The organism is Fibrobacter intestinalis (assembly GCF_900167415.1).
Lineage (GTDB): Bacteria > Fibrobacterota > Fibrobacteria > Fibrobacterales > Fibrobacteraceae > Hallerella > Hallerella intestinalis.
This window is the reverse complement of sequence record NZ_FUWU01000009.1, coordinates 15,661-35,434: the sequence shown is the minus strand read 5'-3', so window position 1 is coordinate 35,434 and position 19,774 is coordinate 15,661. Positions and strand designations below refer to the sequence as shown.

The window sequence follows — 19,774 nt, the reverse complement described above, 5'->3', positions numbered from 1 at the left end:
CGCTACCAAAGAATCAGTTGGAAACCGAAATCTCGGGGAACGCCAAAGCGGGGACCTGCAAACCGGAAAAAGCATCCGGGTATTCGCTTCCGATAGCAACAAGGGTTTCCAGAAGATCGATAAAGTTCGCGCTCAAAGTAGCGCCTTCGACCGGATGAAGAACCTCTCCGTTTTCCGCATAAAGCCCCTGCACGCCGATGCTCATGTCGCCACTTATCGCGCTGCAACCGGAATTGCCTTCGAGTTTCACGACTAGCAGACAGCGCGGGAAAAGCCGCAGAAGCTCCGCAGTCGTTTTTTCACCGGGAAGAACGACAAGATTGGAAAAAGCCGTTCCCACCTTTCCGCCATACGAACGGGCTGCACAGCCGTTGCTCTTTTTCCCTTCCACCGCGGCGGTTTCCAAATTGTAAAGAAATTCGGAAAGAACGCCGTCACGAACAACCGTAACCGTGTCCGCATAAGTGCCTTCGGCATCGTAAGTTTTTACTCCCGGCAAATCTTCGCGAGTCGGATCGGAAAGAAGAGTCAGATTCGCTCCGGCGATTTTTTGCCCGAGCTTTCCCTGCAAGCGGGATTGCCCTTTTTGCACCTGCTCCGCGATAAAGGAAGAAGCATACATGCCCAGCAGCTGCCCGGCAACGCGTTCGGAAATCACGACAGGCATTTTTCCCGAAACGATTTTTTGCGGTTCCAAAAGTTCCAAAGCGCGTTCTACAGACTTTTGGGCGATTTTCTCGGCGGAAATGTCTTCAATCCGCTCTTTGTCCTGGTCGAAGCTTCCCATTTTGCGGGAACCATTCCGTTCCGCGACAAGCCCCGCGCCCGCTCCGATTCCATTGCCGACGGATTCAAAATAGACACCGTTTGAATTGGCGAAAATCATCTGGCTCTCGCTCTTTTGGCATCCCAAATACGGCACATTTTTGACATCTGCGGAAAGCGCATAGCAACGTTTTTCAATGTCCAACGCCAAATCCGTCATTTGCGAAAGCGAAACGTCTTTTAAATGCGGATTATAATGTTCCCTGCGAAAAGCGTGATTTTCCGGATGCGGAAGCGATATGGGCAAATCCTTGGTAAGTTTCGTGTGCTGCAAAGCATCTTTTAAAGTCTGCATCAAGGCGCTCTCTGTCAAACGCTCTGTGTAAGCATAGCCGGGTTTTGCCCCGCAGAAAGCGCGAATCCCGACACCGACGGATTCGGAAATTTCCGTATTTTGCACTTTACCCTGAAAAACGGAAACGCCTTCCGATTTGGAATGCCCCGCCACAATGTCAAACGCGGTCGTCGATTTTTTAGCCTCGTCGGAAAGAAACTGGACAGCTTCAAAGATATTCATTTAAATCGCCTTTTCAAATGCGGTACGAGCCGCCGAGATGGTCCTTTCAAAAATTTCCTCGGTATGGGACGTGCCGAAGAATGTCGTTTCAAATTGCGAAGGCGGAAAGAGAATTCCCTGAGAAAGCATCGCATGAAAAAAGGCCGCAAAGCGCTTGGTGTCCGAAGACATCGCCGTTTCCGTATCGACAACAGAAAGCGAGGAAAAGAAAACGGTGAACATCGCTCCGACACGATTTATTTGTACGGAACATCCCGCCGAAGCGGCAGCCGCTTTCAATGCAGACTCCAGAAATGCGCCCTTCTTCTCCAAGGACTCCCACGGATTCAGTTGGAAGAGGGCCCGCAATTGCGAAAGCCCCGCCGTCACCGCCATCGGATTGCCGGAAAGCGTTCCCGCCTGATAGACTTTTCCGAGCGGACTCACATTGCGCATCAGCGATTCCTTGCCGGCATAAGCGGCAAGCGGCATTCCCCCGCCGACAATTTTTCCCAGCGTAATCATATCGGGCAAAACACCGAAGCGTTTTGCCGCTCCCCCGTCCGAAACGCGAAAGCCCGTCATCACTTCGTCAAAGATGAGAACCGCCCCATTTTTTGTGCAGAGTTCCCGCAAGCCTTCGAGAAATCCTGCGCGAGGAGGCACGCAGCCCATATTTCCCGCAACAGGTTCCACAATGACCGCAGCAATTTCGTTCGGATTTGCGTCAAAGAGAGCGGACACGTCTTCTAAATGATTGTAGTCCGCTACAAGCGTGTCTTGAGCAACTCCCGGCGTTACGCCCCGAGAACTGGGAGTTCCATGCGTCAGCGCGCCAGAGCCCGCCTGAATCAAAAACGAATCGCCGTGCCCGTGATAGCAGCCGCGGAACTTGATGATTTTATGGCGACCAGTCGCCCCGCGAGCCACGCGAATCGCACTCATCGTCGCTTCCGTTCCCGAATTGACCAAACGGATTTTTTCCATCCCCGGAATTTTCGAAAGAATGCATTCGGCAAGTTCCACTTCGATGTCCGTGCACATTCCAAAACTGAGCCCCCGGGAAAGCTGTTCCTTCAGGGCTTCCACGACTTCTTTCGGGTTGTGTCCCAAAATCATCGGCCCCCAAGAGCCGATAAAATCCACATAGGCCTTTCCGTCGTCTGCATACAAATAAGGTCCCTGCGCACGTTGAATGAAAAGAGGAACACCCCCGACTCCGCCGAATGCGCGGACAGGAGAGTCCACGCCGCCCGGCAACACTTTCAACGCACGATTCCACCAAGAATTTTCCATCAGTCCAACCTCACTTTTTTCCAGCCTTCGGCTCCAAAGCGCAAATCCCTTTCGACAAATTCCCAAATCACCAGCGTTTTTCCTTTGAGAACGCCAGAACGGCGCGCGAGCTTTTCCCGGACAAGGGTGCTGGAGCCGCCATCGGAAACAATGCTTGCAACAGGAGTACGCAATTCCTTCGCCAAGTGGGAAATCCATCCGGACGACATCGGCGCATCCGTTTCATAAATGCGGGAATAGCTGTCTCCCAAAATCAAAATTTTCGCTTTGCGAAAATCGTTGCCGCGGGGCGTTCCCGTTTTCGCATTTTTCACCTGAAACGCTTCGACTCTTTGCTGGGGAAAAGCGTATTCCAGATTTGCCATCGTCGCCACGTCGCCGACACGGTCGGCCATCACCAGCGAATCCACCCAGTCTTCATGCGGCAGATTTTTTGCCACAGGCAATTTCTTCACATCATCCGCAATGACTTTGGCAGCGATTTGCGCCCCGCGCGGCGTCCAGTGCGTATCCGTATTCAAGTAGAGAAAATCCTTGCGCCGATCTTTTTGCTTGGCTTGCATCAACGGCGTATAAAGATTCACCACATTCACATTTAACGAGCGGAGGGTATCCACAAAACGCCGACCCAAGGAAATATTCATTCCCGAAAGCCCGTATAGCTGCGGATTCAAAATTTCCGGATAGATGGTGGACTTTCCCGGAACGACAACGACCAGCAGTTCAATTCCCTTTTTTTCCAATTCCTTTTTAAAATCGAGAACCGCTTCAATGGGATTGTCCAAACTGTCCGTGGTCCATGGAGCGGGCTTTACCAAAAAATCCACATCTTGCCGGTAAAAAAGAAAATTCGAATCGGCGACAACCGCCTTCTCTCCAGGATCCCGCAGAACTTTCCATGCAAAAGCCTGATAAACGGGGCGCGTCTTTTTGACAAAGGCGTTTTCTTTTTCCTGCTGATTTTCATAAGCCCGCAGATAATCCCCGTTCAAAAAACCGTGGTAAAGCCAGGCATTCCCAAGACGCTTCCACGAAAACGACGAATACTCCTCGCGAATCGCCAAAGCCAAATGTTCCAGCGAATCCCGAACGTCCTCTTCCGATTCCCATGCGGCAAGGAGCTTTTGCATCGCGGAGATGTTTTGCACCGCCGAATCCAGCGAATCCAAAGGAAGGTAGGCATTGACATTCATGATCGTGCGCTTGAGATTTTGCGCGCATTCATCCACAAGGGAAAAAGCCTCTTCGCGTTTTTCCAAAGAAACGTCCGAAGATTCCGCCACAGAAAGGGCTTCCCGCCAAACCGCATAGAGAGAATCCGCTTCCCTTTGCAAAACCGATTCCCGAACAACAGGGCGAACGGCATCCCGAAAAAGGTCAAACGGGGCAAACGCTTTTTTTTCGCAAGCGGAATGAGCCAATTCCCAAGAAAGCGGCAGGAGCAGCATCAAAAAAAAGACGACGGTAAATAAAACGTAATAGCGTTTCATAGGCTCTAAAAAATACCCCCACTGCGAATCGAACGTAGATCTCACCCTTAGGAGGGGCGTGCTCTATCCTTTTGAGCTATGAGGGCTTAAATGCATTCTAGAACGTCGAACTTCGCAGACGATTGGATTCGTCCCCAAAGCTAAACGCTTCCTTTTCAGCAGCACAAATATAGCATTCTTTAAGCGATTTAAGCCACCCGGAAATTTGAAAGAATGCGAAACGGCAGAAAAGCGCAGTCCATTAAGTCGAACGGTGCAATTCCAAAGCGACAGCGTCGTCCAACTTTACCGAAGCGATTCGCGAAATGCCCTTGATTTCTTGCGTCACACCGTAAAGCATATCGGCGGCGGCCATCGTACGCTTGTTGTGCGTGACAAGGATGAACTGCGTCTTGTTTGAAAAATGGCGCAAGAGTTCCATAAAGCGACCGATATTCGCATCGTCCAAAGGCGCATCGACTTCGTCCAGAACGCAATAGGGCGAAGGCTTCTCCATGTAAATGGCAAAGAGGAGGGAAACCGCGGTCAAAGCGCGTTCCCCACCGGAAAGCGCAGTCGTTCCACGCATTTTTTTGCCCGTAGGCCGCGCGTTCACTTCGATGGCCGCTTCCAAAGGATCGTCGCCCTGAAGCGCCAGCTTGGCTTCGCCGTTCACCATGACCCGGCTGAACACGTCCTGGAAATTTTTTTGGATACGACGGAAAGTTTCCAAGAAACGCTCGCGGGCAATGCCGTCCAATTTGGTGATAGTGCGATCCAAGGACGCGCGCGCCTTGTCCAAGTCGTTGAATTGCTTCTCCACTTCTGCCAAGCGCGCTTTTTGCGCATCGAAATCTTCCATGATATCGACGTTCACCGGACCCAAGTTCTTTATCTGGCTTTTTAAATCGGAGATTTCCTTTTTGGCGGCGCTTTCATTGTATTCTACGCGTTCCACATCTTCCGCATGGTCGATGTCCACTTCCCATTCGCTGAAAACGCGTTCCTTCATCCGGTCGATATTGGTACCGAGCGCATTGATGCGCAACGTCAAATCGTTGATATCGTTCAATCGATTCAGCAATTTCCGGTTGATTTCATTCACTTCGGAACGCCAGTCGGCCAAGTCTCCCGCAACGACATTGTAACGTTCGCGTGCCGCATCCCGCTCGCCTTCCTTGACGCGGAGCTCTTCGTCTTTGTTTTGGATTTTCTCCGCCAGCTCGTTTTCTTTTGCCTGCAAATTTTCCTTTTGCAAAGCGATTTTTTCGATTTCCTGATGACGGCCTTCGATAATGCCGTCAAAAACCTGAATTTGCTCCGCAATGGAACGGATGCGGTTTAAACTGTTCTGCAAAGAAGATTGAGTTGCTCCGAGCCGAGAACGCATTTCCCGAACATCTTCTTCTTTGTCCTTGCAGATCTGTTCTTTTTCCGACAGGGCGTCCATCACTTTGGCGTATTCGTCTTCGATGCTTTTGGACTCCGCATCGGCGGCGGCGAGCTCGGCATCGTCGGATTTTTCGGATTGCGCTTGCGCAATGCGAGCTTCCGCATTTTCCAGACTGGAGCGCAGATTGGCCATCTGCCGTTCCACATCGGAAAGAACGCCTTGATGAATTTTTTTTGCCGCTTCTCCCGAACGCATCCGTCCATCCGCATCCCGAATGGAATCCTCCGTTTCCGAAAGCACCGCCCGGGATTCTTCCAATCTTTCTTTCAACCGTTCCCGTTCATCGGCAATGCGCTCGGCTTCCGCCCGAATCGCTTCGACTTCCGCCACGTCTTTTTCCAGTTCGGCTTTGCGCGCCAGCACGCCCGGTGCTTCATTCTTCCCGGAACCGCCCCAGACAAGTCCGCGCGTAGAAACATAACGTCCGTCAAGAGAAAGGAACCAGTAGTCTTCGCTGGCAAACTCCTGGGCAAGCGATTTGGCCGTGGCAAAATTTTCAACAAGAACGGCTCGGGAAAGCAGTCTTTCGACCAAAGGAAGAATTGCCGGCTCCGCTTGGACAAATCGGCTGGCGACACCAATGACCCCCGGACGGTGAGGAAATTCTTGGACATCGGCGTTCCCACTAACAAAAGCGAGAATGGCGCCCCCCGCTTCGGCGGCATCCAAATTGTCCAGCAGCGCATCCAATCGAGAAGAATCGGTTACAACGGCGTTCAGCGCTCTTCCCAAGGCAAATTCGATGGCGCTTGCATACGCCGGTTCCACGGTCATCAGCGAACCTAACAGGCCGCGCACTTCGGACGCCCGGGAATTCAGCAGGAAAGTTTCGCCAGCAAGGGCGTCGCTTCCCATATTTTCCAGCAATTCGATGCGCGATTCAAGCCCCGCAATCCGCGATTTCGCCTGCAGCATTTTTTCTTCTTGCTGAGAAAGGGAGGCGGAAAGGGTTTCGATTTCCTCTTCCTGCACGCTTTTGCGTTCCTGCAAAATTTCTATTTCCCGCTGGGCGGATTCAACGCCAGCAGCGATTTCGCGCAGCGTTTCTTCGGACTCGTTCTTTCGGCGTTCCAAGTCCGAATACTCCGACTTCCATTTTTGCGCATTCGCCAGAAGGATTTCCGATTCCGCGTCCCGACGTTGCCAGTTGGCGCGCAGACTGCTAGCCTTGTTCACGCACGCAATGCGCTTATCCGCAAGCGCCCGGGAAGATTCCCGCAAATCATCTACGCTGTCCCGCAAGACCTGCAACGCTTCTTCTTCCCGCTCCAGTTCCGCCTGCTGCTCCGAAAGGACATCTTCCGAGCCCAACTGGCTGGTTTCGTTTTCCAACCGGTCGCTTTCCTGCTTTAAAGACGCAATCCGGTTTTTGGAATCCTCGATTTCCCCGAGATATTTCTGAATGTTCATCTCTGCATTTCCCTGCGCCTCTCGGTTGCGGGAAAGCTCGTTGTTCAAATCATTCAGTTCAAATTCCTGTTTTTTGACCTCGTTCTCCAGGCCGCGCAGATTTTCTTCGTCGCCCGCGATCAGCAGCTGGCGTTCGGCAATTTTCGTTTCCAATTCCGACAGACGGGTTTTATCCGCATCCTGCTCATGCTGAATCCGAGTCTTGGCGTCGTTCAGAACCGCCAGATTTTTCCGGTTGTCCTCGTGCCTGTCCAAACTGACCGAGAGATCCAATTCCCGCAGTCTGGTGCGCAATCGTTTCCATTCGTTCGCCTTTTCCGCCTGTTTCTCGTATTGGCGAACCGTATTGCGCTCGTGCTTCAAATTGTCTTCGACGCGTTCCAGATCGGTGCGAACCCTTTCCAGTTGGCTGACCGTCTCCTTGCGCTGCTTCTTATACTTGCTGACGCCGGCGGCTTCTTCAAAAAGTGTACGGCGGTATTCCGGACTATCCGCGAGAACATTGCGAATCATCACTTCGTTCATCTGGGAATAACTGCCGGAACCCAACCCCGAATCGAAAAAAAGATTTTGAATGTCCTTCAGGCGGCATTCCTGATTGTTGATCAGATATTCGGTCAGGCCGTCGCGGTGCGCCCGGCGAGTCACCATTACTTCCGAATATTCCGAAGCCAAATCCCCGTCGCTGTTGTCGATGACCAAGGAGACTTCGGCAAGGCTCATGGCCGCGCGCTCTTCCGTTCCAGAAAAGATGACGCTCTGCATTTTATCCATACGCAGAACCGACGCGCGCTGTTCGCCCAGAACCCAACGAATCGAGTCCACGATATTGGACTTGCCTGCTCCGTTCGGACCGACAACCGCGGTAAGCCCGTTCCCAGAAAACGTGATTTCTGTTCGCTGGGCAAACGACTTGAAGCCGAAAATCTTTAATTTGGTAATCTTCACGTTATGGAAAAAGTAGCTTAATCAAAGGCGTTATTCAAATTCCAAATCCCAAACATCGTCCTTTTCTGAAAACTTGAGAAGTTCGCTTCCGCCGTCAAAATGGATTTTGCCCGCATCGACCAGATGAAATTTTCCCGTCGAATCGGCGGCGTAAAAAATCGTCCGGAAAGTCCCGACAAAATCCGCTTCACGTACAAACGAAAGCTCGCCCGGAAGGACCGTGTCCGGAACCCAGAGCAACGTGTCCGATTTGCCGACAACGGAAAAACGCGTAATCGCCTTATCGGACAAATTTTTAATCTGCAAACGCTCCGTAGAATCCACCACCAGATGCGAACAGGCGGATAAACAGAGAAAGGCTAATGCCAAAAATTTTTTCATTTCGCCTCCTCCACGACAATGCCCTTCGCCGTGATTTCCTTGGTCCTAGACGAAAGCCCGTCCGAAGAGCGAAGCGTCTTTTCCCGTTCTTCACGGCGCTGTTTCTTTAAGGATTCGTCCGTATCGATGGAGCGGGTCATCATGGGCGTCGAACGGGAACCGTTCAGTCCGACAAACTTGTCCAGGATTTTTTCAATTCCCAGATGGAACTGGACAATCCAGGTTCCCCGCAGACCAAAAACATTTTCGATATCGTCGGCGTGATTGTAAGCGACCCGGATAAAAGGCATGGTAATTCCCCCGCCCCACAGCAAATCCCCGCCCGGCTTGCGGTAGCAGGTCACGTCGAAGGAAACAATTTTAGACGGATCGGGATAATACTTGAGGGAAACCGAGCGCAAAGCCTTGTCCGGAAAATAAACCAGAACTTCCGCATACAAGCGCTGCGCAATCAGATTTTGTTCCCAAGAAAGTCGCAGGGAGTCGTTGCTATCACCGTTCCGGTCATAAAGGGCGACATCGATATTGGGCAAATAGGTGAGAGGCCCCGAGGAACGCCCGCCCAAAACCTGTTTGGATTCCAAATTCAGCGAAAAGCGAGCATGGCGAAAATGCGAATGACGGAAACTCGTCTGCACAGAAAAAGAAGACCAGGTAAAAGCCGCCCACTCAAACAGCGAATCCGTTTCCGCTTCGTAGCCCTTGCCGACAAATTCCGGATTGGAATACTGGATGCCGCCCGCAATGCCCCAACCAAGATCCGGGCGGGAAAGGGTAACGCCCGCCGTCTGCACACTGCGAATCAGCGAGAAATCGCCGTAATGCGGAAAAAGAAGAAAGTCCTCGCTGTCCCAGCCGTGGCGTTCAAACCACCACAAAACGCCGAGTTGCCACGGACTTTTTCCCAAAGAATCCGCAAAGTAGGCCGCAAAATTCTGGCGCAAGACATAGCCCTCGTGCTTGCCGTATTCCGTCGAGAGTTTTGTCTGAACAGGAAGAGGAAAATAGAGGAGATTCGCCCCCAGATAGCCGTATGTCTGCGGATGAAAAACCATCCCGAATTCGCGCAGCTGCAAGTCGCGAGTCGCGGCATCGCCCGCCGAAACGCCTGCGGTTTTTACATTGCCCGCATAAGCGGAAAACGCCAAAAGGAATACGCACAAAACAGCGCGCATTCCTAAAATCCGATTTCCGCAAATCCCGCTCACGAATCAATCCAAGGAGTGGACCAAAAGGCCGTCCCGAAGTTTCGGTTCAAACCAGGTGCTCTTCGGCGGCATGATTTCGCCAGCATCCGCAATCGCCATCAACTGGTCAAGGGTCGTCGGATACATGGCAAAAGCGCAGGCGCATTCACCGGAATCCACGCGTTTCTCGAGTTCGCCCAGCCCGCGGATTCCGCCCACAAAATCGATGTTCTTCGCCGTGCGCGGATCGTCCACGTTGAAGAGCGGCTTCAGAACGAGCTTCTGCAAAAGGGCGACGTCCAGACTATCGACAGGTCCCAAATCCTCCAGATATTCCGGCTTAAACGCGCACGCATACCAGTTTCCGCCGATATACATATTCACCACGTTCTGCTTGGACGGATGCGCCGCGGACGGGAGCTTCTCAATAGAAAAGACTTTTTCCAGTTCCGCAAAAAATTCTTCCTGCGTGCGCCCGTTCAAATCTTTGAGGACGCGGTTGTAATCCAGAATTTTCAGCTGGGTACTCGGGAAGAGAATCGCCAGGTAGCGGTTGTATTCCTCGTCGCCGCGGTTATTGGGATTCTGGGCGGCACGGTATCCGGCGGCACGAGCTCCAGCGGCACTGCGATGATGCCCGTCGGCGATATAGCACACGGGAACAGAATCGAACGAACGGCAAATTTCTTCGATTTCATTGTCGTCGTCAATGACCCATACCGTATGCCCAAAGCCGTCGGCCTCCGTCACAAAATCATAGACCGGGTCGCGGGCGATAATTTTTTTGAGCAGTTCAAACTGTCCCTGATCCCGATAGGTGAGAAACACGGGCCCCGTATTCGAATTCGTCGCCAGAACGTGGCGCAGACGGTCGTCTTCCTTATCCTTGCGGGTCAGCTCGTGCTTCTTGATGATGTTGTCAAAATAATCCTTTGCTGGAACTGTGCAGACCAGTCCGTATTGTTCCCGCCCATTCATCGTCTGGCGATAAATGTAGAGGCAGTTCTTTTTATCGAAAGCGATAACGCCGTCCGCAATGAACTTGTCCAGATTTTCTTTAGCGTGGGCATAGACCTGCGGGTCGTAAGCCTCGACAGAATCCGGCAGTTCCAGTTCCGCACGGGTGATGCGCAAATAGGAATGGGGCAAACCCTTCGCCATTTCCTTGGCTTCTTCGCGGTTCATGACGTCATAAGGCAAAGCGGAAATGTCCTTGGCCTGACTCGGATCCACAGGACGGAGTGCTTTAAACGGAAAGATATGCATGTGTTTTCCTTTGAGTTTAGCTTCTTTAATGATTTTCTGGTCTTCGGAAATCAGTTCCTGAATATACTTGTTTTTAATCGCAATGTGCTTCTTTTTGCGGTAGGAAACGATGAAATAGGCGGCAACTCCGAAAGCGATTCCAAAAACCAGCGCAATAAAGGTGATGCCGAGCAAAAATGCCAAAAGGTGTCCGGAGGCTTCGTTCCAAAGCCGAGTCACGACATCGATGCAATTTCTAAAGGAGAGGCCTTCCAATTCCCGAAGGAAATCAAAAGAAATCGCCGAAGGCTGGAGAATTTTTTTCCCGATATAATATCCCGACGGATAAAAGAAACCGAACTGGGTCAGCGGATTCGCCACAAAAGACGACACGACTCCCGGCACCTTGGGAAGTTTGAAAAAAGCACAGGCGGCGACAGTCAAAATGATGGCGATGCCGATTGTGGGCATGATTCCGATGAACACGCCCGCAAAAACCGAAAGAGCGACCTTCAAAGCATCCATTCGTTTGGGAAACATCCGATTGAAATACATCCGGGAAATCCGCGTCATCCGGGACTCTTCCGATTTTTTTCTTGCAACAGCCATCAAAAAACTCCAAAAAGAACCGCCGAGAATATAGAATTTTTAGGGAGTTATATGCCCCAACAAGCGCAAAGCCGCGGCATTTTCAATTGACGATATTTTGGGAAATTATGGTCAATGTTCCGCAACCGCCTTTTGTCACAAGGAATCGCCGTATTCCCAGGCAGGAATGGATTTTTCCGGGGATTTCTTATGCGCAAGGACAAAGCTTCGTAAAATTACAAAATGGAACTTCGAAGTTTTTCGCAGACAACGAGACGCTAGCAATGGAAGAAGTGGCTGCCCCCATAAGGCTTGGAAGCTTTGCTCCCTTTAGGCGAATAGAGCAAAGCCTCCATCCTAAAGTTCGGGAATGGGCTATAAGATTGCTTCGCTACCGCTCGCAATGACGATGTAGCACGGATCGCAATGACGGAGTTCACTCCGCGCCTCGGAGTGACCCAACTCCCCACATTCTACTTCCAACTGATTACTAACCCTTGTTCTTAACGTCTGCCGAATGGCTACCGGCGAATCCACTCAGCAATTTGCGTTGCACAATCAAAAAGAGGACGATGACAGGCAAAGTCGATAAAGTCGCCGCAGCCATCATCAAGTCAAAACGGGAGCCGAATTGTCCAAAAAAGAGGCGCAGACCGACAGGAATCGTCGCCGACGAAGTGTCCATCGAAAATACCCAGGCGAACATCAGCTCGTCCCACGCCAGAATAAAGACGTAAATTCCCGTCGCCAAAATCCCCGGCAAAGACGACGGCACAATGACCCGAAAAAAGGCGGAAAACGCCGTGCAGCCGTCAATCATCGCCGCTTCTTCGATTTCCCGGGGAACCGAGCGGAAAAAATTCTGCAAAATCCAAGCCGTCATCGGCAAGAAAAGGACCGAGTACAACAGAATGATTCCCCATCGGGTGTTCAGCATTTGAATCGGCGTATGCAGTTGCCAATACGAAGCCAGCAAAAAAGCGGGAATCAAAAGGAGGACGTTTGGCACAATCTGGCTCCAGATTAGCCCCGCATTGACCACAATACGCAACTTTCTCGTCGCCCGGGAAAGCCCGAAGCCCGCCAAAGAACCCAGCAAAAGGCAAATCAAAACCGTCGTCCCGCAAATCAAGAGCGAGTTGGTGAAAAAAGTGCCAAAGGGAATCATACGGAGCAAGTCTTCATAATTTCGCCAATGCAAATAAATGCCGCCTTCTGGCAATTGGAGATTTTGATTTCTTTCTGGATTTTCCAAGTCGAGAAGGGAGATTTTGCCGCCCTGCATGCCGACCAGCAAGCGGTTTCCATCCAAAGAAAGACTTGTCGCCGTCCCTAGAACGGAATAGGTTTTCTGGTTGCCGACTTCGCTCAACAAATCCCACAAGTTCATTTCCACGAGCCCGCCTACAAGTCCAAAAAAGACGCGTTCTTCGCCGCTCTTGATAACGGAAATATCGGACTGGAAAAGCTCCGAATCCTCGTAAAGCCGTTTTATGGCGCGCCCCGCGCGGATATCGAAAAAGACAATCTGCCGCCCGCAGGCAAACAGCATCGCACTGCGATTCACCACGGACAAGCGCAAATCCCGCCCGTTATAAAAGGGAAGACCGCCTTCGCCAAAAAGATAATTCGCCTTGACTTTTTGCCTCTCCACTTCGACCAAGGAAAATCCCTGGTCGTGCGCCACCAGGATTTCCGAATCCGAAATCCGCAAAATCCGCTGCACGGAACTGGAGGGAAGCCCCCACTGCGAAGTCAGCCAATGGATTTTTCCCGTCTTTTTGTGTACAAAGGCAATTCCCGGAAACTGTTCCCACCACATGCCCACGCACAAGTAATCGCCAGCGCTCACCACTGAAACCCCGTGATCGCTGGCAGGAACACGATTCACCCAGATAGGCGTCCACGGAATCTGCCGAAAAATCGTCAGCGGGCTAGGAGCCCGTTCTGCAAGGCACCAGCGGAACAGACGACGATTATCTGCATCGGAGCGGTTCCTTTTTTTCAAAAGGCTGCCGATAGCCGGGTTCACCCAGTCCGATTTTCCCTGCCAGACGCCAATTACCCGCGCAAGCACTTGCGGAGAATTCAAAATGCCATTGAGTTTTTGAATTATCGAAGAATCCCGGGGAAAAGGCGAACCCAAAACTTCCGCCAAAGTCCACTTGGCGTTTTCCGCAAGCGGAAGCGAATCGAGAAGGGCACCGAGCCTGGAAAATTCTCCTTCAGGCATCTGGTTTGGAACGTAGCGGAATTCCGAGAAATCGCTTTTCCGATACGCCTCTTCAAAATCCCCCAGATCCCAACGATTATCCACTTTCCAGCGATTCAAATTCACCCGCATCACGCCTTCATCCGGAGAAAACGCATAGAGGCTGGAATCCGCAACGGTGTAATTTACAGAAACCGCCGAGAGATCCAAAGAGCGGCGAATCGGAGAGTCCAGATTTCCGTTTTCAAACTGGTAAATCTGACCGTGCAAAGTCCCCGCCACAATGCGGCCATCCGAAATTTTTTCCACAAACACGACGTCATTCGGATACGGATCGGGAAGAATTTTCCCCTGCTGGATTTCGCTCGATCCCAAAAGGGAACTCCACACCATCCATAAAAGCGGCGCGATATTCAAAAAAGCGAAAGCCCAGGCGAGGAATTTAAGCATGGTGCAAATCCTTTGCAAAATTCCGATACCAAAGCGAAACGCCGAAAAGTGCTACAATCATCATCAACGTTCCCAAAGCGGCTCCCGCCCCGAAATTCCAGGTCTGGAAAGACGTGCGGTACAAAAAAGTCATCATCAGGTCGCCGTATTTTCCCGGAAAGCCGGCTCCATTTCCGAACATCATCGCCACCAGATTGAAGCTATACATATTGATGACCAGGCATTCCAAAATAATGACGGCAAAAATCGGTTTGAGAATCGGAAGCGTGATATGCAAAAAACGCTCGCGGCTAGGCACGCCGTCCAATTCCGCCGCTTCGTAAATATCCCGTGGAATCGCCGCCATCGCCGACAAAAACATCATCATGCAAAACGGCCAGTTTCTCCAGATAGCCGGAACGATAATCGCCCAAATCGTATTCGGTCCCGTCAGCCAATTCGGCTTGATCAGAATTCCGTTGTCCGAATACGTCCAGACGGCGCCGAACAAGCCGGAAATCCGATCCCAATGCAAATAGTCGAACAGGAGCGTATTGATAATGCCTTCATCCTGCTGCCACATGAATCCCCAAAGAAGCCCGACAATATACGTCGGAACCACCCAGGAAATCATCATCAGCCCGCGAACGATTTTCACCGTGGGAAACTTCTGCGTTACAATAACCGCGCCAAAAAGACCGAGCACAATGCTTCCGCTAGAAACGCAAAGCGTGTAAATCACCGTATTGCGCGCCGCGTCGATAAGCCCCGTTCCCGAAGCCGAAGAAACCGCCTTGAAAAAATTCTGGATGCTGAACGAACCGCCCAGAGCGTTCTGCGAATTTCCGTCAAAAAAAGGAAGGAGCAGACCGAACAGGACGGGCACCATCAAAAAAACGACAGCAAAAGCCAGCATCGGCAAAATAAAGAAATAACGCCTCGTCATTTGCCGCTCTCCCGCTGCCGTTTAATAAAGCGGTTGATTTCGCTGTCCGCCGCACGAATTTCCGAGAGGATTTCTTTTTCCGGCCAGGCGTTGTCGCCGCTCAACGTAATCAAGTCAAAGATGTTGCCAAAACGACGCAAAAGAATTTCCGTTTCGATTTCTCCCCAATAAGGTACCGCCGGATACGAACGCAAGCGTGAAATCATCTGCTGAAAAACGCCCCGCGTTTCATCTTCCTTGAAATACGGATATTCATACGTCGAAAGAAGCGCCGGCAAAAAACCGGTCACGCGCGAAAGTTCCAACTGCACGTCCGGACGGGAAGAAAGGTAGCGAACCAGCGCCATCGCCGAACGCTTGTGCTTGGTAAAGCGGGAGACGGAAAGATTGGAGCCGCCCGCAAAATAATAGGTGCTTTTTCCGGCAGGGGCCGTCGGCGGAAGCATCACGGAATAATTGCGCGCCGTCACATTCTTGGAAGAGCCTCCCAAAAAACGCGGACTGTCCAAATAAAGCGTCTTGTTCGTCACATCGAACCAGAAAGCCAGCCGCCCTTCATCAAAATCCATGCTCACCTGATTCGTATTCTTCGTCAAGTTCTTTTTGCTGTTAAATCCGTCGCGGACCAGATTCAAATAAAAAAGGATACCGGCAATGCTTTCCTTTGTCGCCAAACGGCTTTCGCTTCCCGTCGAATCCAGAAAATCCCCACCAGCGCCCCAAATCCAGGGAGCCAAATTATGGATGACATTCCAATCGTGCTTTCCGGGATATCCGATAGGCGCAATGCGCATTCCCTCGATTGTCAAATCCGCCTTCTGAATTTTTAAAAGAGCCTTTCGGAAATCCGTCCAGTTCAGCAGCGTTTTCGGGTCCACTCCCGCTTCGGCCAGCACGTCCCGGCGAAAGAAAAGCGGTCGAACATCCAGAAACCAAGGAAGCGAAGTCGCAAAGGAAGTCCCCGGTCGCGCAAACTTCATGGAAACCTCCGCAAAAGCGGAATCCCCACCCGAAACGGCAAGCAGCGAATCAAGGGGCATCAAAGCTCCCATCGCCGAAATGGAAGCCGCCCACGTCGTCGGCATCTGCAGGACATCGGGTCCGCTATGCGTCGCCGCAGCCGTCGTGATTTTTGTCCAGGCGACGCTCCAGTCGAGAATCGTCACCTGCACTTCAATGCCGGGATTTTCCAATTCAAAATTGCGCAGGACGTGCAGCATATCCGCAGCCGGATCCGGACTGTTCGGCATAATCCAAAGCTGAAGAACTTCCTTTTTGAGGGAACGCTCCGTTTCACAGCCCCAAAGGGCGAGCGCACACAGCAAAGCGGCGAAAATCCGCATGGCGCACCGCTCGATCAAAGGAAACTGACTCCCGTCGAAATATCAAACAGGTGGATATTCTTTTCGTCCAAAGACAGAAATATCTTTTCCCCGACAAAAAAAGATTCCGTCGGAGGCACGCGCAAAACAAAGCTCTGGTCGTTGCACTGGGCATAGATCAGGGTTTCAAACCCCAGCCGCTCGATGACTTCAACCGTAACGGCCATCGCTGTCGGCGACGCATTTGAAACCGTAAAAAATTCCGGACGAACGCCGACAAGAAGCCTTGGAACATTGGCAAAGCGACGCCGAAAATCTTCGGAAACGGGAAACGTAAAAGCCGCCTTTTCAAAAAAGAGCCCGTCCCACGTCCACTGCGCCGCAAAGATATTCATCGGAGGGTTGCCGATAAAACTCGCCACAAAATCGTTCGCCGGGTGCGAATACAATTCCATGGGCGTTCCCACCTGCTGGATGGCTCCCTTGGAAAGGCAGACGACCCTGTCCCCTATCATCATCGCTTCGTTCTGGTCATGGGTGACAAACACCATCGTCGCCTGCAAACGGGAATGCAGCCGTCCCAGTTCCACGTACATCTGGTTTTTCATTTTGGCATCCAGACCGGAAAGCGGTTCGTCAAAGAGAAATATCTTCGGCTTCCGCACCAAGGCGCGCCCCAGAGCAACGCGTTGCCGCTGCCCTCCGGAAAGATGCTTCGGCTTCCTGTCCAAGATGGAATCCAGATCCAAAATTTCAATCGCTTCGCGGAGACGCTCCTTGATTTCCGCCGCCGAATAAATTCCCCGCATGCGCAAGGCAAATTCCAGATTCTCGCGAACCGTCATGTGCGGATAAAGCGCATGGGTTTGAAAGACCATCGCAATGTCGCGGTCCTTCGGCTCCAGACGACTGGCGTCCTTGCCATGCAAAAACAATTTACCGCGCGACGGAGATTCCAAGCCGGCAATCATCCGCAAGACCGAAGACTTTCCGCACCCGGACGGACCGACCAGAACGATGAATTCGCCCTCCCGAATGGAAAGCGAAACATCGTTTACCGCATCGGCTTCTCCGGGGTAAGCCTTGGAAACATGGACAAGATCAATCGCCGATTTGGCTTCTGCCATCATCAATCCCTGAAATTATCCTCGTTGAAGGAATCCTCATCCTCGGAAGATGCTTCTTCGTCTTCCGCCTTGGGCTTTTCAATTTCAAACAATTTGCGGAGAGGTTCAATCTTGTAACGGTTGCGCTCTTCGGGAAGGGTAAACGGCGCCAGGTTCAAAGCGACCAGAATCGAATCCGGATAGTTGTTCACCTTTTTCACAAATTCGGATTCAGAACAGCCTTCGTTATAAAAATCAACGACAAAAGTATCCCAAAGCTCCTCGTCCAATTTCTGCAAAGCTTCGGCCTCTGTCGCGACACCCTCCACAAAAGCCCCCGTCAAAAGAGTCGAAATCACTTCGACAGCGTAATTCCGGCGTTGATCGTCGCCCTCCCATACAAGAACGCGACGAGAACTGTAATCATGCGGTTTCATCGCGCTTTCGATATTGTCTTCATTCGCCCGCTCATTCGAAAAAGAGTCGAGTTCGTCATCATCATTCAAATTTGCCATAGAAATCCTTTATGCTTTTATTCCTAATAATAGAAAATATCCCGATCAAAATGGAAGTGAATATCGACTCGCGGATGGTGAATAGGGGTTAGCAAGCCTGCCGCTCTCCTTGTCTCTCACAAAAACGTTACCAGCAACGTCCGCGGAAAAAGTAACGCCTTTGCAAACAAGCAATGCCCGTTCCAAAAGAAAACTCATTTCCAAAAAGGAAAGTTCAGAAAAAACAACGCTTCTTCCAAACGAAATCACTCGTGAAAAAATTTCTCGTGCAAAAAAGCACGCCCCATCCAAAATAGAGCGTCCTTCCCGAAACAGAAACGCTCCCGCGAAAGGGAAACCTCTTTTCTTTCCGTAACGAAATTTTCCTCCCAAACGGCAGTCCCGTTCAAAAAACTTGCGCCCCGCATCAGCAGACAAGAACAGACAAGAAGCGTGCTCAAGGGGGTTGGTGCAGGATAGGGGGAGGGTGGGCTTCGCAACTCCGAACACTCCACCTGTCCTGCAAAAAAGCACCGTCCGAGAAGACGAAGCATTAGTGAAAAAAACCTTCACTTGTTCCACGGAGAACTTCTTCTTCCAAACGAAATCACTCATGAAAAAATTTCTCGTGCAAAAAAGCACGCCCCGCCCAAAAGAGAGTGTCCTTCCCGAAACAGAAACGCTCCCGCGAAAGGGAAAAAAATCACACTTTATTTTTCGCCACAACACCGCACACCTGTCGCTGAGCCAGCCGAACGAGTCGAAGCAAGCTTCAACATCATTTTTAGAAAAGCCTAACAATTTCCGCATTCCGAAAAATCCTCCCTATTTTTCACGAAAAATTCCTAAATTTACCCCAAAACAAGCCGTTCACTTTCTTCAAAAGGACTCACCTTGAAAAAATTTCTTCTCGCACTCTCCATTTTGACAGTCGCCACTCTGTTCGGCTGCAAAGAGGCCAAAAACGAAGCCGCCAAGCCGACGAAAGTCACCGTCATGATTTACAGCGAATATATCGATCCGGATATGATTACCGATTTTGAAAAACAGACCGGTTACAAGCTGCAAATCGAACTCTACGAAGCGCAAGAAGAGATGATTAGCAAATTGCAGACCGTCGGCACCGCCCAATACGACGTCATCATCGCAAGCGATGTCGTTATCCAGCAGATGATCCACTTGGGGCTTATCGGCAAAATCGATATGGAAAAAATCCCGAACAAGACAAACATCGCCGACCAATTCAAAAATCCGAGCTACGACCCGACAAACGAATACACCGTTCCGTATCTGTGGGGAACGACCGGCATTCTCTATCGCGATTCCACCATCGACCCGATGAACGTCAGCTACAGCATGCTTTTCGACGCCAAGAACACCAAAGGCAATTTTAGTTTGCTCGAAGAGAGCCGTTCCATGCTCTCCATGGCTTTGCAGGCAAAGGGTTTCAATGCAAACAGCACAAGCAAGGACGAAATCAACCAGGCCGTCGAATATATTTTGCAGGCGAAAAAGGATCCGCACTTCCTCGGCTTTGACGGTTCCGTCGGCGGCAAGGACAAAGTGCTTTCCAAAATGGACTGGGCGGCCATCGTTTTCAACGGCGAAGCGATGGCAGCTATCGACGAGGATTCCACTCTCCAGTTCGCGATTCCCACGGAAGGATCCTTCATGTGGGTGGATGCCATGACTCTCAGCAGCAAGGCTCCCAATCCCGACGGTGCGTACAAATTCATGAACTACATTCTCGATGGAAAAATCGGCGCGCAGCTGGCCAAATACATCAACTACGCCACGCCGAACACCAAGGCACTCGAATTTTTGGACAAGGACTTTACCGAAAACCGCGTCATCAACCCAACAGCAGAAGAAATCAAGCGCATGGTCTTCCTGCAAGATCCGGGGGACGCCGCCCGCCTTTTCGATGAAGCATGGACCATCGTCAAAACCCGTTAAATATACTGCGA

15 protein-coding genes and 1 tRNA gene are annotated in these 19,774 nt (G+C 51.2%); 3 read left to right on the top strand and 13 right to left on the bottom strand.

Annotation, left to right across the window (positions count from 1 at the left end):
• Positions 1-13: 13 nt before the first annotated feature.
• The 8 genes from B5D40_RS03855 to B5D40_RS03820 all read right to left on the bottom strand — a co-directional run bounded on the left by B5D40_RS03855 (position 14) and on the right by B5D40_RS03820 (position 11,319).
• Positions 14-1,342, bottom strand: a complete 1,329-nt coding sequence (locus tag B5D40_RS03855) for a TldD/PmbA family protein (RefSeq protein WP_073305733.1) — start codon at positions 1,340-1,342, stop codon at positions 14-16.
• Positions 1,343-2,617 (bottom strand): glutamate-1-semialdehyde 2,1-aminomutase, encoded by a 1,275-nt coding sequence (hemL, locus tag B5D40_RS03850; RefSeq protein ID WP_078775841.1) that lies wholly within the window; start codon positions 2,615-2,617, stop codon positions 1,343-1,345.
• Positions 2,617-4,107, bottom strand: a complete 1,491-nt coding sequence (locus B5D40_RS03845; protein WP_078775840.1) for an alginate O-acetyltransferase AlgX-related protein — start codon at positions 4,105-4,107, stop codon at positions 2,617-2,619. Before B5D40_RS03845 ends, hemL begins: the two co-directional genes overlap by 1 nt.
• Before the next feature lie 13 nt (positions 4,108-4,120).
• Positions 4,121-4,193 (bottom strand) — tRNA-Arg (locus B5D40_RS03840).
• A 155-nt stretch (positions 4,194-4,348) separates the two neighbouring features.
• Positions 4,349-7,897 (bottom strand): chromosome segregation protein SMC, encoded by a 3,549-nt coding sequence (gene smc / locus B5D40_RS03835; protein ID WP_078775839.1) that lies wholly within the window; start codon positions 7,895-7,897, stop codon positions 4,349-4,351.
• 30 nt (positions 7,898-7,927) lie between these two features.
• Positions 7,928-8,278, bottom strand: a complete 351-nt coding sequence (locus tag B5D40_RS03830; RefSeq protein WP_078775838.1) for a hypothetical protein — start codon at positions 8,276-8,278, stop codon at positions 7,928-7,930.
• The gene (locus B5D40_RS03825; RefSeq protein WP_078775837.1) at positions 8,275-9,453 is read right to left on the bottom strand and encodes a hypothetical protein; all 1,179 of its coding nucleotides are present in this window, start codon (positions 9,451-9,453) and stop codon (positions 8,275-8,277) included. Before B5D40_RS03825 ends, B5D40_RS03830 begins: the two co-directional genes overlap by 4 nt.
• 36 nt (positions 9,454-9,489) lie before the next feature.
• Positions 9,490-11,319 (bottom strand): DUF1015 family protein, encoded by a 1,830-nt coding sequence (locus B5D40_RS03820; protein ID WP_078775836.1) that lies wholly within the window; start codon positions 11,317-11,319, stop codon positions 9,490-9,492.
• A 107-nt stretch (positions 11,320-11,426) separates the two neighbouring features.
• Between B5D40_RS03820 and B5D40_RS03815 the strand changes: the two genes are divergently transcribed.
• Positions 11,427-11,705 carry a hypothetical protein gene (locus tag B5D40_RS03815; RefSeq protein WP_078775835.1) on the top strand — a complete coding sequence of 93 codons (279 nt, stop codon included), beginning with the start codon at positions 11,427-11,429 and terminating at the stop codon, positions 11,703-11,705.
• A gap of 83 nt (positions 11,706-11,788) precedes the next feature.
• Here B5D40_RS03815 and B5D40_RS03810 read toward each other — a convergent pair whose 3' ends face one another.
• From B5D40_RS03810 to B5D40_RS03790, 5 genes are read right to left on the bottom strand one after another with little or no spacing between them, the layout of a single operon-like run.
• Entirely contained in the window at positions 11,789-13,960 is a 2,172-nt protein-coding gene (locus tag B5D40_RS03810; protein ID WP_078775834.1) for a carbohydrate ABC transporter permease, read from the bottom strand.
• Positions 13,953-14,885: a carbohydrate ABC transporter permease gene (locus B5D40_RS03805; protein WP_078775833.1), complete on the bottom strand. Its 933-nt coding sequence runs from the start codon at positions 14,883-14,885 to the stop codon at positions 13,953-13,955. Before B5D40_RS03805 ends, B5D40_RS03810 begins: the two co-directional genes overlap by 8 nt.
• The gene (locus tag B5D40_RS03800; RefSeq protein WP_143394375.1) at positions 14,882-16,228 is read right to left on the bottom strand and encodes an extracellular solute-binding protein; all 1,347 of its coding nucleotides are present in this window, start codon (positions 16,226-16,228) and stop codon (positions 14,882-14,884) included. Before B5D40_RS03800 ends, B5D40_RS03805 begins: the two co-directional genes overlap by 4 nt.
• Before the next feature lie 14 nt (positions 16,229-16,242).
• Positions 16,243-17,337: an ABC transporter ATP-binding protein gene (locus tag B5D40_RS03795; protein WP_078775831.1), complete on the bottom strand. Its 1,095-nt coding sequence runs from the start codon at positions 17,335-17,337 to the stop codon at positions 16,243-16,245.
• Entirely contained in the window at positions 17,337-17,828 is a 492-nt protein-coding gene (locus tag B5D40_RS03790) for a hypothetical protein (protein ID WP_073305746.1), read from the bottom strand. Before B5D40_RS03790 ends, B5D40_RS03795 begins: the two co-directional genes overlap by 1 nt.
• 466 nt (positions 17,829-18,294) lie before the next feature.
• On the opposite strand from B5D40_RS03790, the gene B5D40_RS15210 reads away from it, so the two are divergent.
• Positions 18,295-18,705, top strand: a complete 411-nt coding sequence (locus tag B5D40_RS15210) for a hypothetical protein (protein ID WP_143394376.1) — start codon at positions 18,295-18,297, stop codon at positions 18,703-18,705.
• Positions 18,702-19,763, top strand: coding sequence for a polyamine ABC transporter substrate-binding protein (locus B5D40_RS03780; RefSeq protein ID WP_073305750.1), 1,062 nt, complete (start codon positions 18,702-18,704; stop codon positions 19,761-19,763). Before B5D40_RS15210 ends, B5D40_RS03780 begins: the two co-directional genes overlap by 4 nt.
• Positions 19,764-19,774 lie beyond the last annotated feature (11 nt).

What these genes read in the sequence shown, in the direction of transcription:
- B5D40_RS03845 (WP_078775840.1), bottom strand. Translation starts at nt 4,107, where the DNA reads ATGAAACGCTATTACGTTTTATTTACCGTCGTCTTTTTTTTGATGCTG.
- B5D40_RS03855 (WP_073305733.1), bottom strand. Translation starts at nt 1,342, where the DNA reads ATGAATATCTTTGAAGCTGTCCAGTTTCTTTCCGACGAGGCTAAAAAA.
- B5D40_RS03800 (WP_143394375.1), bottom strand. Translation starts at nt 16,228, where the DNA reads ATGCGGATTTTCGCCGCTTTGCTGTGTGCGCTCGCCCTTTGGGGCTGT.
- B5D40_RS03805 (WP_078775833.1), bottom strand. Translation starts at nt 14,885, where the DNA reads ATGACGAGGCGTTATTTCTTTATTTTGCCGATGCTGGCTTTTGCTGTC.
- B5D40_RS03820 (WP_078775836.1), bottom strand. Translation starts at nt 11,319, where the DNA reads ATGGCTGTTGCAAGAAAAAAATCGGAAGAGTCCCGGATGACGCGGATT.
- B5D40_RS03825 (WP_078775837.1), bottom strand. Translation starts at nt 9,453, where the DNA reads ATGCGCGCTGTTTTGTGCGTATTCCTTTTGGCGTTTTCCGCTTATGCG.
- B5D40_RS03810 (WP_078775834.1), bottom strand. Translation starts at nt 13,960, where the DNA reads ATGCTTAAATTCCTCGCCTGGGCTTTCGCTTTTTTGAATATCGCGCCG.
- hemL (WP_078775841.1), bottom strand. Translation starts at nt 2,617, where the DNA reads ATGGAAAATTCTTGGTGGAATCGTGCGTTGAAAGTGTTGCCGGGCGGC.
- B5D40_RS03830 (WP_078775838.1), bottom strand. Translation starts at nt 8,278, where the DNA reads ATGAAAAAATTTTTGGCATTAGCCTTTCTCTGTTTATCCGCCTGTTCG.
- B5D40_RS03795 (WP_078775831.1), bottom strand. Translation starts at nt 17,337, where the DNA reads ATGATGGCAGAAGCCAAATCGGCGATTGATCTTGTCCATGTTTCCAAG.
- B5D40_RS03815 (WP_078775835.1), top strand. Translation starts at nt 11,427, where the DNA reads ATGGTCAATGTTCCGCAACCGCCTTTTGTCACAAGGAATCGCCGTATT.
- B5D40_RS03790 (WP_073305746.1), bottom strand. Translation starts at nt 17,828, where the DNA reads ATGGCAAATTTGAATGATGATGACGAACTCGACTCTTTTTCGAATGAG.